This window comes from Streptomyces soli, from assembly GCF_003999195.1.
Lineage (GTDB): Bacteria > Actinomycetota > Actinomycetes > Streptomycetales > Streptomycetaceae > Actinacidiphila > Actinacidiphila soli.
On the sequence record NZ_RJVR01000208.1, the window covers coordinates 20,555 to 34,889 of the forward strand.

The 14,335-nt window shown below is 69.1% G+C and carries 12 protein-coding genes and 2 pseudogenes; 9 read left to right on the plus strand and 5 right to left on the minus strand.

What is annotated here, in order from left to right; all coding sequences use genetic code 11:
* Positions 1 to 58 precede the first annotated feature (58 nt).
* Positions 59 to 1,213 (minus strand): glycine oxidase ThiO, encoded by a 1,155-nt coding sequence (gene thiO / locus EFK10_RS19930; protein WP_127357037.1) that lies wholly within the window; start codon positions 1,211 to 1,213, stop codon positions 59 to 61.
* A 661-nt stretch (positions 1,214 to 1,874) separates the two neighbouring features.
* Here thiO and fabG point away from each other — a divergent pair.
* Positions 1,875 to 2,657: a 3-oxoacyl-ACP reductase FabG gene (gene fabG, locus EFK10_RS19935; RefSeq protein ID WP_127357038.1), complete on the plus strand. Its 783-nt coding sequence runs from the start codon at positions 1,875 to 1,877 to the stop codon at positions 2,655 to 2,657.
* A 340-nt stretch (positions 2,658 to 2,997) separates the two neighbouring features.
* Here fabG and EFK10_RS19940 read toward each other — a convergent pair whose 3' ends face one another.
* A complete protein-coding gene (locus tag EFK10_RS19940) occupies positions 2,998 to 4,566 on the minus strand; it encodes an APC family permease (protein WP_240677333.1) in 1,569 nt (522 codons plus the stop codon).
* Positions 4,567 to 5,279: 713 nt separating this feature from the next.
* Between EFK10_RS19940 and EFK10_RS47555 the strand changes: the two genes are divergently transcribed.
* From EFK10_RS47555 to EFK10_RS19965, 6 genes and pseudogenes are all read left to right on the plus strand, one after another.
* The gene (locus EFK10_RS47555) at positions 5,280 to 5,639 is read left to right on the plus strand and encodes a hypothetical protein (protein WP_164836068.1); all 360 of its coding nucleotides are present in this window, start codon (positions 5,280 to 5,282) and stop codon (positions 5,637 to 5,639) included.
* Between the two features lie 76 nt (positions 5,640 to 5,715).
* A pseudogene (locus EFK10_RS50465) lies at positions 5,716 to 5,841 on the plus strand (IS3 family transposase); the annotation flags it as partial.
* A gap of 238 nt (positions 5,842 to 6,079) precedes the next feature.
* The gene (locus EFK10_RS50470; RefSeq protein ID WP_240677337.1) at positions 6,080 to 6,385 is read left to right on the plus strand and encodes a hypothetical protein; all 306 of its coding nucleotides are present in this window, start codon (positions 6,080 to 6,082) and stop codon (positions 6,383 to 6,385) included.
* Between the two features lie 300 nt (positions 6,386 to 6,685).
* Positions 6,686 to 7,935 (plus strand): annotated as a pseudogene (locus EFK10_RS19955) (replication initiator).
* Entirely contained in the window at positions 7,928 to 8,113 is a 186-nt protein-coding gene (locus EFK10_RS19960) for a helix-turn-helix domain-containing protein (RefSeq protein ID WP_265737532.1), read from the plus strand. The pseudogene EFK10_RS19955 and the gene EFK10_RS19960 overlap by 8 nt, the downstream one beginning before the upstream one ends.
* Positions 8,113 to 9,576: a tyrosine-type recombinase/integrase gene (locus tag EFK10_RS19965; protein ID WP_127357040.1), complete on the plus strand. Its 1,464-nt coding sequence runs from the start codon at positions 8,113 to 8,115 to the stop codon at positions 9,574 to 9,576. The genes EFK10_RS19960 and EFK10_RS19965 overlap by 1 nt, the downstream gene beginning before the upstream one ends.
* A gap of 502 nt (positions 9,577 to 10,078) precedes the next feature.
* On the opposite strand, the gene EFK10_RS50475 is transcribed toward EFK10_RS19965, so the two are convergent.
* Positions 10,079 to 10,387 (minus strand): hypothetical protein, encoded by a 309-nt coding sequence (locus EFK10_RS50475; protein ID WP_240677334.1) that lies wholly within the window; start codon positions 10,385 to 10,387, stop codon positions 10,079 to 10,081.
* Between EFK10_RS50475 and EFK10_RS19970 the strand changes: the two genes are divergently transcribed.
* Positions 10,362 to 11,423 carry an SGNH/GDSL hydrolase family protein gene (locus EFK10_RS19970; RefSeq protein ID WP_240677335.1) on the plus strand — a complete coding sequence of 354 codons (1,062 nt, stop codon included), beginning with the start codon at positions 10,362 to 10,364 and terminating at the stop codon, positions 11,421 to 11,423. The two genes, EFK10_RS50475 and EFK10_RS19970, sit on opposite strands and share 26 nt — an antisense overlap.
* 309 nt (positions 11,424 to 11,732) lie before the next feature.
* Here the strand turns inward: EFK10_RS19970 and EFK10_RS19975 are convergent, their stop codons facing one another.
* Both EFK10_RS19975 and EFK10_RS19980 read right to left on the minus strand, forming a co-directional pair.
* Positions 11,733 to 12,581, minus strand: a complete 849-nt coding sequence (locus EFK10_RS19975; protein WP_127357042.1) for a hypothetical protein — start codon at positions 12,579 to 12,581, stop codon at positions 11,733 to 11,735.
* Between the two features lie 77 nt (positions 12,582 to 12,658).
* Entirely contained in the window at positions 12,659 to 13,546 is an 888-nt protein-coding gene (locus EFK10_RS19980; protein WP_127357043.1) for an integrase core domain-containing protein, read from the minus strand.
* A gap of 83 nt (positions 13,547 to 13,629) precedes the next feature.
* Between EFK10_RS19980 and EFK10_RS19985 the strand changes: the two genes are divergently transcribed.
* Positions 13,630 to 14,181, plus strand: a complete 552-nt coding sequence (locus EFK10_RS19985; RefSeq protein WP_240677336.1) for a hypothetical protein — start codon at positions 13,630 to 13,632, stop codon at positions 14,179 to 14,181.
* Positions 14,182 to 14,335 lie beyond the last annotated feature (154 nt).

Genomic DNA, 14,335 nt, shown 5'->3' on the forward strand with positions numbered 1-14,335 from the left:
CCACGAGTACACACATGCCGCGTGACCAGGGCGGACGGGGTTATCGGCAAGGGCAGCGTTATCGCCGGGCGTCCTGGACGGCGAAGCGGGTTGGGGAGAAGTGGGCCGCCAGGTCGGGGACGTGGCCGGTGGCGAGGTATTCGGAGACCACGTCGGCGGTGACGGGGGTGAGCAGCACGCCGTCGCGGTAGTGCCCCGTGGCGACGATCAGCCCTGGCAGGGCGGTGGGGCCGAGTAGCGGCGCGTTGTCGGGCGATCCCGGCCGTAGGCCGGCGCTGGCCTCGGCGAGCGGCAGCTCGGTGATACCGGGTACCAGCTCGTGGGCGTCGCGGAGTAGTTCGTACACCCCGCCGGCGGTGACGGTGGTGTCGTAGCCCAGCTCCTCGCTGGTCGCTCCGATCACCAGCTCCCCGTTCTCGCGCGGAACCAGGTAGACATCGCGTCCCCGGACAACGGCCCGGACGCTTCGGGACAGGAACGGGGTGTAGCGCGCCGGGATGCGCAGCCGCAGTACCTGTCCCTTCACGGGCCGTACGGGAGGGAGGACACCCTCGGGCAGGCCGTCCAGTTGGTGGCTGCGGCAGCCCGCCGCCAGCACCACCTGGTCGGCATCGATCGCCTCTCCGGCATCGGTCACGGCACCGACGGCCTTGCCCTGCTCGACGGTCAGCCGGTCGGCCCTGGCCTGCCAGAGGGTGACGCCGGCCTGGCTGCAAGCGGCCACCAGCGCCGCCCCGACCCGGCGGCCGTCCACCTGGTGGTCCTCGGCGACGTGCAGACCACCGCGCACGGAGGGCGCGAGCATCGGCTCCAGCCGGCGGCATTCCCGGCCGGTCAGCCAGCTGGAGTCGAGCCCCAGGCGCTGGTGGAACTCGTACAGCTCGTGCAGCTCGCCCCGGTCGTCGGCGCCCAGCGCCACGGCGAGCGTGCCGCACGCCCGGTAGCCAGTGGGCAGGCCGGACGCCTGCTCGAGCTCGGCGGCGAAGTCGGCGTACCGGGCGTTGGAGGCCATGCCGAGCCGGAGCAGCGGCACCTCGCCGTACTGCAGCTCGGTGACCGGCGCCAACATCCCGGCGGCGACCTGCGCCGCGCCGTGTCCGGGGTCCGGGTCGAGGACGGTGACGCTCAGGCCGCGCTGCGCCGTACGCCAGGCGACGGCCAGCCCGATGATCCCACCGCCGATCACCAACACGTCGGAACGGGTGCGTGGCACGTCTGCGACTCTCCCCTCGCCGGTATGACCCGGATCACCGTGTACGCTCCGACCGTAGCGCAGGGCCGGGGGCCGCCCGAAGACGGATGGAAGGGGCTGCGGTGGAGGGCTGGTTCGGCCTGCTGACCGACCCCCCAGGCCTGGCCGTGCCCGTGGCTGCCGCACATCTCAACCAAATTACCCAGCAACGACAGTTGGCGCGAATATGCCCAAGCCCTGCTGCGCCGGCTGCTGCTGAGAGCGGGATCGCCTCGCATAGCGATACCGACCAGGTGCGGTGGATGGGTGCGGAGTTCACCCGATATCCTTATGAGGCTGCCCGGTTTCCTCAGGGTCAGGAGGAGTCGCAGCCATTGGCCGCGTCTCAGCGCAGCGGTGCCATGTGATCTTGGAATCAGTTGGGGCAGCCGTACGGCACGAACCGGTTCTCCGGGGACCACGGTTGGGGTGTCGATCGCGCTGATGTCGTGGTGGGCCACCTCGGACGAGATGGCTGCGACGCAAGAGCTGAGACGTGGCTTGAAGCGATTGAGCGTGCAAGATTGGTCTCTTCAGGGCCGAGAAGTTACTGCGGCGAGATGCGGTGTCGTCGAGTCCTGTTCTTCCGGATTCACCCGGCGGGGATCCTCCCCGGCCGCCGGACATGCGTAAGGAGCCCACTATGTTCACATCGATCGAGGGCCGGTCGGTGGTCGTCACCGGTGGCACCAAGGGCATCGGCAAGGGCATTGCCCGGGTCTTCGCCCGGGCGGGTGCCCAGGTCCTGGTGACCGGCCGGGACGCGGATACCGCGGCCGCTACCGCCAAGGAGCTGACCGCGCTGGGGGGCGGGCCGGTCACGTATGCGGTGGCGGATGTCTCGCGCGCCGAGGACAACGCCCAGGTGGCCGAAACAGCGATCGAGCGTCAGGGCGGGATCGACGTGGTCTGCGCGAACGCCGGAATCTTCCCCGCCGCCAAACTCGCCGCGATGACCGAGGAGGACATCGACATCATGTTCGGCATCAACGTCAAGGGCACAATACTCGCGGTGCGGGCCTGCCTGCCCGCTCTGATCATTTCCGGCCGGGGCCGGGTCATCCTCACCTCGTCGATCACCGGGCCAATCACCGGCTACCCGGGCTGGTCCCACTACGGAGCCAGCAAGGCAGCGCAGTTGGGCTACATGCGGAGCGCGGCGATCGAACTCGCGCCGCACGGCATCACCGTCAACGCGGTCCTCCCGGGCAATATCGCGACCGAGGGGATGGCCGAGCGGGGAGAGGACCACCGCCGGTCCATGGAGGCATCCATTCCCTTGGGCCGGCTCGGCGAAGCCGACGAGATCGGCAACGCCGCGTTGTTCCTGGCCACCGATGAGGCCGCTTACATCACCGGGCAGGCCTTGGCGGTCGACGGCGGGCAGGTACTGCCGGAGTCGTTCGCCGCTCTGGAGACATGGTGAGCGCAGTCCGGGCGTTGTGCCGCTGCTCGGTGCCCCGTCGTCGGCATGGTGACCGCGGCGGCGCTGGCCTCGGGTAGCGGTTTTGCGGTGAGCGGGACTTGGCCACCGAGTTCGGTGTGAGCAGCTCGGCCCTGTGCCGGGCGCTGCGAGGTGTGCTCGCCCACCGCGACTGGTTCGTGGGCAACTGGCACGATGGGCAGGTGGCCTGGCTGAAGGGGCTGGTATCGAGTGGTGCGCGGCCGGGGACGGCTGGTGGGGAGCGCCGGGGCGGCGACTGTCGCGGTGGTCGGTGAGGCGGGGCCGGCCCGGCTGTGGCACGCCGGCCCCGCCTCACCGGCAATCAGTGAGATGTGGTTGCGGTTGTTGGAGGAGTACGGCCTGTAGCGGCAGCCGCCTCGGCCCGGGTCGGCGCGCCCAGCGCCCAGAAGACCACGCCGATGAGGATGAAGGCGGCCAGTGGAAGAGCCTCGGTCAGCAGATAGGTCCACCGCTCGGCGTGGCTCCAGCCGGTCGGCGCGAAGTTTTTGCCGAACCAGTCGCTGCCCAGTCCCGGAGCCAGCAGCTGCACTGAGGCGAAGACGATCAGCACGGTGATGAAGGTCGCCAGGACCCGGGGCAGCGGTGCTCGGTACGGCCGTGGGACCTCGGGGTGCTTGCGGCGCAGCGCGGGCAGCGCGGGGAAGATGCCGATGTAGCTGACGAGCGTGGTGGAGATGGCCAGCGAGAGGACCGCGCCGAAGAGTTTGGCCGCGTTGCCGCCGGTGAGTTGGTGGGCGAGCACCAGTACCGCGGTCGCCACCAGGCCGCTGAGCAGGTTCACCCGCACCGGGGTGCCGAACCGCCGGGAGATCGCGCCCAGGGCCCGCGGCGCGGCGCCGTCGTAGCCGGACACGGCCAACGCGCGGTCCGATCCCATGATCCAGGTCACGCCGGAGGAGAGCACGGTCAGGATGAACAGGACGGCGGCGAGGTCGCCCAGCACGGATCCGGCACCCGACAGGGTTGCGGTCCCGTCAGCGGCGACGTGGCCGCCGTATATCGTGAACACCTGCCGGATGGCGTCGAGGAAGCCGCCGAGGCCAGTGATCGCAGAGGTTGGCAGGACAAGGAGGATGCCGAGGATCGGCAGCCCGTACAGCAGGATGCTCAGCGCCGCGCTTCGGAAGATCGCGTAAGGCACGTCCCGCTGCGCATCGGTCATCTCCTCGCCGGCGCTATTGGGCAGTTCGAAGCCGACGTAGTTGAACATCAGCACCGGCACCAGGCCGATGAACCCCGCATAGGTCGGAGAGAAGTCGTGCACACCGAATCCATGCAGGCCGTGCTCAAGCGCGTACCCGGCCACGGTGGCGGTGAAAAATCCCAGGAGGAGGATGCGGGCCCAAGCCCCAAGGATCGGGATCCACTTGCCGACGTCGAAGGAGAGGATCGCGGCCAGCACGCCGACCCAGATGAACACCAGGCTGAAGGCGTAGAAAGCAGGGGTGCCCAGGTCCTTGCCGCCATTGAAGAACGTGGTGAAGGCGGTGACCGCGCTGATGGTGAGCGTCCCGCCGAGCCAGACCGGGTTGGTTACCCAGTAGGGGAAGTTGTTCACGGCGCCGGCCAGCCGCCCGAAGGACCGGCTGGTCCAGATGTAGGGACCTCCCTCGTCCGGGAAGGCCGAACCCAGCTCCGCGCAGAGCAGCGCCGAGGGCACGAAGAAGACGGCGGCCAGCACGATCAGCCAGGTGAAGGCCTCTGCCCCATTGGAGGCGACGGCGCCGATGGTGTCGACTCCGACGATCGTGCAGAGCAGGAAGAAGAGGATGTCGAACCGGCGGAAGTGCTTGCGAAGCTTGCTCCGCTCCTGCACTGCCGAGGGCAGCGGGGCATCCGCCAAGGGCGGCGAGAGGTCGGGGGCACCCACAGTGGCCTCCTGAGAGATCGTCAACGGATGCGCACATGCTGCGGTGCCACCGTCGCGGGACACATCTCTCGGCGTGGGCGTTCATCTTCGGCGCCTGTGGTGCGGTTTTGAGGATGTCGATGCCGTCGGCGGTGAAGACGGCGTCGAATGCCTGGGTGTAGCGGCTGTCGCGGTCGCGCAGCAGGTAGCGGAAGCCGGAGGCCCGTTCGTCGAGGTCGGCGAGGAGGTTTCGGGCGAGTTGGGTGGCCCATGCCGCGGTGGGGTGGGCGGTGACGCCGAGGATGTGCACGGTGCGGGTGCCGACCTCCATGACCGTGAACGCGTACAGCCTGGTCAGCACCACGGTGTCGATGTGGAAAAAGTCCGCGGCGAGCAGCCCGGAGGCCTGAGCGCGTACGAAATCGCGCCATGTCGGACCCGTGCCAGTCCCGCGGCGGGGCGCGGGGCCGAGGCCGGCGCTGCGCAGGATGCTGGGGGCACCGCCCGGCCGGAGGCTGGGGGAGGATCGTGGCGCCGACGCGGTGGCCCAGGCGGCGCAGTTCGCCTTGGATGCGGGTTGAGCCCCAGGTCGGGTTCTCTCGGGCGAGGCGCAGGATGACAGTGGTGAGCTCCTCAGAGGTCGGCGGGCGTCCGGTCCGGGCGGGTTTCTGCTTCCACTTCCAGTGCAGCAGGCGTCGGTGCCAGGACAGGAGGGTGCCGGGGGTGACCAGGCGGTGTCGGCGCAGCCGACCCGGGAGGTGCCGGGCCAGGGCGGCGAGCACGGCGCGCTCCGGCCAGGTCAGCCGCGGCCGGACGCCGAGCTGTCGGCGCAGCACCGCATTCTCGTGGCGCAGCGCGAGCAGCTCGACGTCCTTGGCTGCATCCGTGCGCGAGAGCAGCAGGAGCAGTGCGAGGAGTCGGAGGAAGATCAGGTAGAGCACGCGCAACGCCATGCAGTCCGAGCTTGCCATGCTCGCTTGATGGTGCAAAGCGCCTGCTCAGAGGCTATGTGTGAGTTTCGGCGCCCGACAGGCGTCGAGCCGATCTGCAGGACGCTCACCGAGCACGACTGCGGCATCCACCCGTCCACCTAAGACGCGCACAAGAAGCGCGTCCTGTCCGCGCGCGCCCGGCGCGACGCGGAACTCACCGCACTCATCAAGAAGGTCCATGAGAAAAAACTACGGCGTCTACGGTGTCCGCAAGGTCTGGCGTGAACTCCTGCGACAGGGACATCAGGTCGCCCGCTGCACCGTCGAGCGCCTCATGCGCGCCCAGGGGCTGTCAGGAGCCGTGCGAGGCAGGAAAGTTGTCACCACCGTAGCCGACAAGAACCTCGAACGGGCACCCGACCTGCTCAAGCGCAATTTCGTGGCCGCCGCGCCGAACCGGGTCTGGGTCACTCGCCAACTACACCCGCCACACCGACCGCAAGGCCCGCGAGCGGTTCGAGGCCGAGCTGCTGGCCATCGCCAGCCAGGGCGCCAAGTTCGGCGTCCGCCTGTGGCTCATCACCCAGAAGCCCTCGGCAGACGTGCTCTCCACCGCGATGCGCACCAACCTCTCAGCCCGGATCTGCCACCGCGTCGACACCGTCAAGGACTTCCTCCACCTCTTCCCCGACGGCCGCGACCTGGAGGTCAGCGCCGCCGACCGCGAACTCCCGGCCGGTGTCGCCGTCACCGCGATCGGCACCATGCGCACCCCGGTACGGATGCACTCGGTCTACCTGCCCACCGAAGCCTGCTGGCAGATCAACGAAGCCCTCTGCCAGACAGGCCACCAAATCCGCGACCCGCCCGGCAACGCGGACGGCCCGGAACTCGACAAGGCGGCATAGCCCGCAACCCCCACCACCCCAGGTGATCCAGGTGAGAAGAACTGCGGGACACCTCCCGCACCAGCACGCACACCCTCGGCAGGGGCACAGCCCAGCGCCTCCGCCCCTGCCGGGGTCCCCCACCCACCTTTCGACGGCACCCCGCGCGCCGTCCCGCCGAGAGGCCATGCCCCCATGCCCACCAACCCCCACCACCAGCCCCTCCCCCTCCCCCTGCCCGACCTCTTCGCACCCGGTCTCCGTCCCGGGGACCTGGACAAGCTCGCCGCCCACGGCCAACTGCCGTGATTTGTCCGACAGTTGACCACGCTCGGTGGTTGCGCCCGGCCGATCCGTGTCAACGGTTACCACACCGAGGTCGACGCCGCCACAGGATTGATCCTGCGTCACCTCGACTCCGCCCGGATGCCCGCCGGCTGCCTCCTGGTCCGCTGCGGCAACCGCCGCACCACCCGCTGCCACTCCTGCGCCGAGGTCTACCGCCACGACACCTACCAGCTCATCGCCGCCGGACTACGCGGCGGCAAAACCGCCCCCGACACCATCACCCAGCACCCCCGCGTCTTCGCCACCTTCACCGCCCCCTCCTTCGGCCCCGTCCACAACCGCCCCAACAGCGACGCGAAGCAGGCAGGCCGGTGCCGCTGCGGACAGGTCCACGACCAGGACGACCCGCTGCTCGGCTCGCCGCTGAACCCCGACCGCTACGACTATCCGGGTGCGGTGTTGTGGAACGCCCACGCCCCGGCCTTGTGGTCCCGATTCATGCTCCACCTGCGCCGCGCCATCGCCAAAGCTGCCGGGCTCACCCAGCGCAGCCTGTCCTCGGCCGCGAAGATCTCCTACGCCAAGGTAGCCGAGTACCAGCGGCGCGGCCTGGTCCACTTCCACGCCGTCATCCGCCTCGACGGACCCGACGGCCACACCACCACCCCACCCGCCTGGGCCACCACCAACCTGCTCACCGACGCCACACCGCAGCCGCCCGCGCCCGCGTCGACGGACCGCAACTCGACGGGGAGGTGCTCTCCTTCGCCTTCGGCACCCAACTCGACGTCCGCCCCATCCGCAGCGGCGACTTCGAGAGCGGCACCCCGGTCACCGAACGGGCAGTAGCCGCCTACATCGCCAAGTACGCCACCAAGGGAGCCGAAGGCGCCACCGGCACCCTGGACCGGCGACTCCGCCTGATCGGCGAAGTCCAGGCATTCGACATACCCCCGCACGCCGAACGCATGATCCGCACCGCCTGGGACCTCAGCGCCCGCCCCGAACTGGCCGACCTCAAACTCCGCGCCTGGGCACACATGCTCGGATTTCGAGGCCACTTCTCCACCAAGACCCGCCAGTACTCCACCACCCTCGCCGCCCTGCGCGACGCCCGCGCCGCCTGGCAGCGCGCCCAGGCCGGGGTCCCGACCACGGGGTCGGAGGAGGAGTCGACGCTGATCCTCGCGCACTGGGTGTTCTCCGGCATCGGGCTTACACCCGAACTCGCCCGGCTGGCCTCCGCTCTGGCCCCGCAGGAGCCGGAGGCAACCCGTGGCTGATCACGACGAACTCCTCACCGTCCCCGAGGTCATGGCCCGACTCAAGGTCAGCCGCTCCACCGTCTACGACCTCATCCGCACGCGACGGCTCGCCTCGATCACCATCGGCCGCTCCCGCCGCATCCCCGCCCAAACCCTGACCACCTACCTCCACCAGCACCTCGAAGAGACAGCCTGATGACCACCCCCGACTCGAACTCGAACCCCGGTTCCCACAGGATCCGCGCCAACGGGGACGGCACCGTCTACCAGCGCAAGGACGGGCGCTGGGAGGCTGCCGGATACGTCCTGGCGGTCGGCGACACCCGCAAGCGCGTCCGCGTCTACGGAACCACCCGCAAGGACGCAGTGGCCAAGCTCACCGAGAAGATCGCCACCAGCAACCGCGGCGTCCCCGCCCCGTCCGCACAGGGCAGCGTCGGCGCGTTCCTCACGTACTGGCTGGAGACCGTCGCTGTCCACCGGCTCCGCGAGAACACTCACACCCGCTACACCGCCTGCGTCCGTCTCTACCTGCTCCCCGGCCTGGTCCGGAAGAGGCTCGCCAAGCTCACCGCCAAGGACGTCCGCACCTGGCTCGACCAACTCCGCACCACCTGCCAGTGCTGCGCACGCGGCCTCGACACCGCCCGCGACCAGCCCCAGTGCTGCGCCATCGGGAAGTGCTGCCGCAAGCGGCTCTCCCCGCTGACGCTGGCCTACGTGCACTCCGTGCTCAAGTCGGCCCTGGAGCACGCCGTCCGCGAGGAGGAGATCCCGCGCAACGTGGCCCGCAACGTCCGCATGGGCACGCCCCGCCCCCACCGCTTCGAACCCCTCACCGCCGAGGAGGGACGTGCGTTCCTCGCCGCCGCCCACGGTCACCGGCAGCACGCGCTGTTCGAACTCGCTCTGCGTACCGGGCTCCGCAAAGGCGAACTCCTCGGTCTGCGCTGGGAAGACCTCAACCTGGCCGGCGGAACCGCCAGCATCCGCCGCACCCTCCAGCGCACCAACTCCGGCGGCCTGACCGCCCTGCCGACCAAGACCCAAAGCTCGGAGCGGCGCATCGCCCTGCCCACGCCGTGCCTGCGCTCACTCGAACAGCACCGCGACCGACAGCGCCAGGAACGCGAAGCGGCGGGCACTGGCTGGAAGGACAGCGGCTACGTCTTCACCCGGCCCGACGGTGCCCCGATCGAGGGAGCCACCCTCACCCGGCACTTCAACATCCTGCTCCGCCGGGCCAGGCTCCGCCGCATCCGTTTCCATGATCTCCGGCACTCGGCGGCGACCCTCCTCCTGGAGCAGGGCGTCGAACTCGTCGTGATCAAGGAACTACTCGGACACGCCCACATAGGCGTCACCGCCACCGTGTACGCCCACGTCCGGCTCCGCCTCCAACGCGACGCCATCGACCTCCTCGGCAACGCCCTCCGCAACCACGCCCAGCTCACCGCCCGACCCGACGACGGCGACGACCCGCCGACTCCGAGCAGCGACAGTGCGATGACGCTCTTGCCGGTTCCGGAACCGCCCGTGACGACCACGACCTCCTTGTGGTCCGACTGCTTCGCCTTGCGTACGGCGTTGAGCACCATGCGGTACGCGACCTGCTGTTCGTCGAGCAGTACGAACTGCTCACGCTCGCGCACTTCCTGAGCCGCGGCGGCCATCAGCTGCTTTGACGGAACAGTCTTGCCGGCCTGGAGTTCGTCAGCTGCTCGAGCACCCGCGTGCTTGTCGCTCAGCTTGGTTCCTCCGAGTTCTTCCCAACTGTGTCGGGAATACGACAGAGCGCCTCGCGGCGCAACTTCGTGGCGCGCGGGTCCCCCGGCGCGCCGTCCCGGGCACCTGAGCCCGGCCACCGGTTTCCTGGCATGCTCTGGTCCCCTTCACCTTTCGGATCCAGGTGAGCCATCGGACCCAGCAGACCTCCCTTCGAGTCTGTCCCGCCTGTGGCGGGGATGTGCCGAAGAGCCTCGTGGCTGAGTGACCCGATGTTTGGTCTCTCCAGTCTAACCGTCTGCGGCCTACGCGCACCTATGACGAGCAGTGAAAAACGCCCGGTGAGAAGAATATTCGTTGTGTCCGCGGCATTTACAGGGCTACATCGCCGGGCTATACATGGGATGTTTTTGCTCTGTGCACCCCCCACACCACGTCACCCCGACGTAGCGAACCCGCACACACCCGCTGCGACGACGAGAAAAGTGGAGAGATCCATGATGTCCCACAAAAGAGGCCTGACGGCGATTTGTCGACCGCGTCGCAGGGCCTTGCTGTCCGTGGCCGGCGCGTTGGCCGGCATGACCCTGGCGGTCGTTCCGCTGAGCACCGCGAACGCAGCGAGCACCGCCGCGCCTTCGTCCCAGGGCAAGGGCACCCGGGTCAGCGCTTGGTCGCCCAGCATGACGACCGGCGGCCCTGCTTTCGACAACCAGACCATGCGGATGGTGGTCCACAGCAGCATCGCCGGCTCGCACGTACGCATCACCCTGTCCAACCGGTACAGCGGCACCCCGCTCGATGTCAACGCCGTGGACGTCGCCGTCCAGGCGAGCGGGGGAGAAGCGACGCGCGGCACCACCCGAAACGTCACCTTCCGCCGCTCCGGCCACGTCACGATCCCCGCCGGTGAACAGGTCATCAGCGACGTCATCCCGATCTCGGTCAGCGCCGGGGAAAACCTGCTCGTCAGTCTCTACGTGCCCGGCCCGACGGGCACGTCCACCTGGCACTCCGACGCGTTCGACACCACCTACATCGCCTCCGGCAATCACACCGGTGACGACAGCGCGGCCGCGTTCGGCACCACCACTACCTCGTGGTACTACCTGGCAGGGCTGGACGTCGTGTCGCCGACCGCGAAGGGCACCGTCGTCGCCTTCGGTGACTCGATCACGGACGGCTACCACTCCTCCACCGGCACCTACACCCGGTGGCCCGACTTCCTCGGACGCCGGCTGGGCGCCGAATCGAGCCCGCAGAAGCTGAGCGTCGTAGACGCCGGCATCGGCGGCAACCGGGTCCTCACCGACGTCCCCAACCTCTGGCAGGGCGTCAGCGCCCTGAAGCGCTTCGGCCACGACGCCCTTGGCCAGCCTGGCGTCAAGGACGTGATTCTCTTCGAGGGCATCAACGACATCGGGAACAACGCCGGCCCCAACGGCGCGCCGCTGACCGCCCAGGACCTCATCGACGGCTACCGCACGCTGATCGACGAGGCACACGCCGCCCACGTCAACATCATCGGCGCGACCCTGATGCCCGACGAGGGCAACGGGTACTACACGCCCGCCGCCGAGACGATCCGCCAGAGCGTCAACCAGTGGATCCGCACCAGCGGCGCCTTCGACGGTGTCATTGACTTCGACCAGACCATGCGCGACACCGCAAACCCGGCCGCCCTCAACCCGGTCTACGACTCGGGCGACCACATCCACCCCAACGACGCGGGCATGAAGGTGATGGCCGACGCGATCGACCTCCGGCTGCTGCGCCACTGACGCGCGAAGGCACCGGCCACCCCCAGATGGCGCCCACGATCCCGGAACGGCTTACGAGCGCCACCGTTACGTTTCCGGCGACCGAAGCACGCGGATTCGCTGAGCACTGGCACCTCATGATCTTCACGAAGCGGTGCGAGTCGGGCGGATCCGCGTGGACCAGGGCGGCGCCCGGTGACAGAGGAACGCTGACGCACACTCAGTAGGGTCGGTGACTGGCGCGGTGCCTGAGGCTCCGTTTCCAGTCCCCGACCTTGCGAAGTACCCGGCTAGTCATCCGCCGGAGCTGGGCGACGGCGAGGCGGGCGTTCATGGAGTGGGTGGCGTGTTGCTGCCGTGGCTCGTCGGCGTCGGGGAAGCGGACGACCGGTAGGGCTGGCCGGGGAGAGCCATGTGCGTTGCGGCCGTGCTGATCACGTCGGGATCGACACTGATCCGGTGCAGCACCGCCATCCCCAGCGGCGGCTTGGCCGCGGTCGGGGTCATCGGCGGGACGCCGGGGCCGCTCCCGGTGCTGCAGGAGTGCAGCGCGTTGCAGGTCTCAATGTCGACGCTCACCCAGCCGCTCTTGTAGGGCGCGTCGTACTCGACGGCGTTGGCCAGCAGCCTCGGGGAGGGCGTCCACGCGAGTTCCCATCCGGTGCCGTTCTTGACGGTCAACTGGTTGCAGGACAGCACTTTGCTGCCACCGTCGTCCTTGTCGTGGGCGTGCGCACAGGACCAACTGCTCGTCCAGCCCACGTCCTTGCCGTAGGTGTGCACCATGACGCCGAGGTAGGTCTTGACCCCCTCGGAAGAGGTCAGCACGAACGAACCCGCCTCGGTGCCCGCGTCCAGACGCCCGTACGAGGACGGGATGTCGCGGCGCAGCACGTCGATGAGGCTTGTCGGTGTCGTGGTCTTGGTCTTGGTTTTGGTCACCGTGGGTGAGGCGGCGGGCGCGGACGGCCCGCCCGTCGCGAAGGCGTCGGACAGCGCCAGAGTGCCCAGACCGATCGCCGCCACCGTCAGCGCGGAACCAGCGGTCATCCATGCGGTCCGGGCTCGTCGGCGCCCGCGCACTCCGGCACGTAGGCGCCTGCGGTCGTCCTGCCCGAAGGGGGTGTCCTGCCGGTTGTCACGCATCATCCGCGTCAATTCCCTCTCGAAGTCATCCATCGTTTCTCCTCCAGCCCACCGGCTCGGCGGTCTCGGTCAGCTCGATCCTGTGGGGCTCGTAAAGTCGTCGCTGCAGGTCAAGCCGCATAGCGGTACTCGTTAATGGCGCCGCCGAGGATGCGGGTGCGCAGGAGTCTGCGGACTTCGAGGTCGTGCACGGTGATGGGCTGATGGTCGGCGCCCGGAAGTAGTTGGTTGCGTGCTCGGTGGGGGCGGTGCTCGTTGTAGTGCCGCTCGTAGGCGGCCAGGACATGCCGGGCGTGGGCCTCGTTCATGATGAGGACATGGTCGAGGGCCTCGCGCCGGATGCTGCCGATCACCCGCTCACAGTGGGCGTTCATCCGAGGAGCTCGCGGTGCACTCTTGAGGATCTCCATCTCCTCGGCCTCGAAGACGGCGTCGAAGGACTGGCCGTACTTGCCGTCGCGGTCACGTAGGAGGAAGCGCAGGGGTTCCATGCGCGTGCAGAGGTCGGCGGTCAGGTTCCGCGCCTGTTGCACTGCCCACTCGCGGGTGGGGTGGGCAGTGATGCCGGCGATGTGTAGGCGCCGGGTGCCGTGTTCGAGGAACGCCAGCGCGTACAGGCCTCTGCCGAGGACAGTGTCGATATGCAAGAAGTCGACGGCGATGATGCCCTGGGCCTGGTTCGTGAGGAACTCCCGCCAGGTCGGGCCGGCGCGGCGTGGGGCCGGGTCGATGCCCGCCGCGTGGAGGATCTTCCATACCGTGGATGCGGCGATGGGGTGTCCGAGTCGGGCCAGCTCGCCTTGGATCCGCCGGTGCCCCCACTGTGCGTTCTCTCGAGCGAGCTGCAGGATCAGCTTCTTGAGCGCTGCCTTGGTCGGCGGCCGTCCGGTGCGGGCGCGCCGGGCACTGTAGTCCCACTTCGCCGAAGTCGCAATACCGCAGCAGCTGCGAGGCCCGTGCCAGCAGGGCGTGGACGAACCCGGTCGAGGGCGTGGCACCGGTCAGGTTCGCCAGGATCTCCACCACCCGGGCCACCGGTACGAAGTGCCACACCATCAGGTAGACCGCGAAAGCCCGCAGGTTGGGCCCGTACTCGCTGCGTCCCGCGGAACTCGAACGCTGGGCCGCCTGGGTCGCCCCCTGCCCGGTCCCGCCCGCGGAACTGCGCGGGCGCGGTGCACGCCGCCGCCGGATCAACGAGCGCAGCGCCGACCGCACCCGCCAGCGCCAGCCGCTTCTGCCCACGTTCGTCGAGCACGTGGAGACCCGCCACGACCACGCCCGCCAGCTGCTCGAACGCGCCGAGCAGGCGGTCGACGGCGAGTCATTCACCCTCGACGGCACCACCTACACCCGCGTCCTGACCGAGTCGGACCGCAGACTCAGCCGCCACGCCGCACCCGTGCCGCCACGCCTGCGCAACAACGACAGCGGCGAGATGGTCCACATCGCGAGCGAGGAAGAGTCCGCCTTCTGGGACTGGGCCGCAGTGGAGACCCTGCGCACTCCGGTGTCCGCATCGAGGAGCTGTGCGAGCTCACCCACCAGAGCATCCGGCAATACCAGCGGCCCGGCGGCGAGGTCATCGCCCTGCTCGTCATCGCGCCGTCGAAGACCGACAGCGAGCGCGTGATCCCGATGTCCGCCGAACTCTTCCACCCTGTTTCCTCGCAGGGTGCCCCGGCCTTCAGGCCGGGGGTGAATGCGAGCCCCTGCGGAGCAGGGCAGGGATAGCCGTTACGCCCCGGGGGCGGAACGGCGTTCACTCTCCTCAACCGCACGTCGCA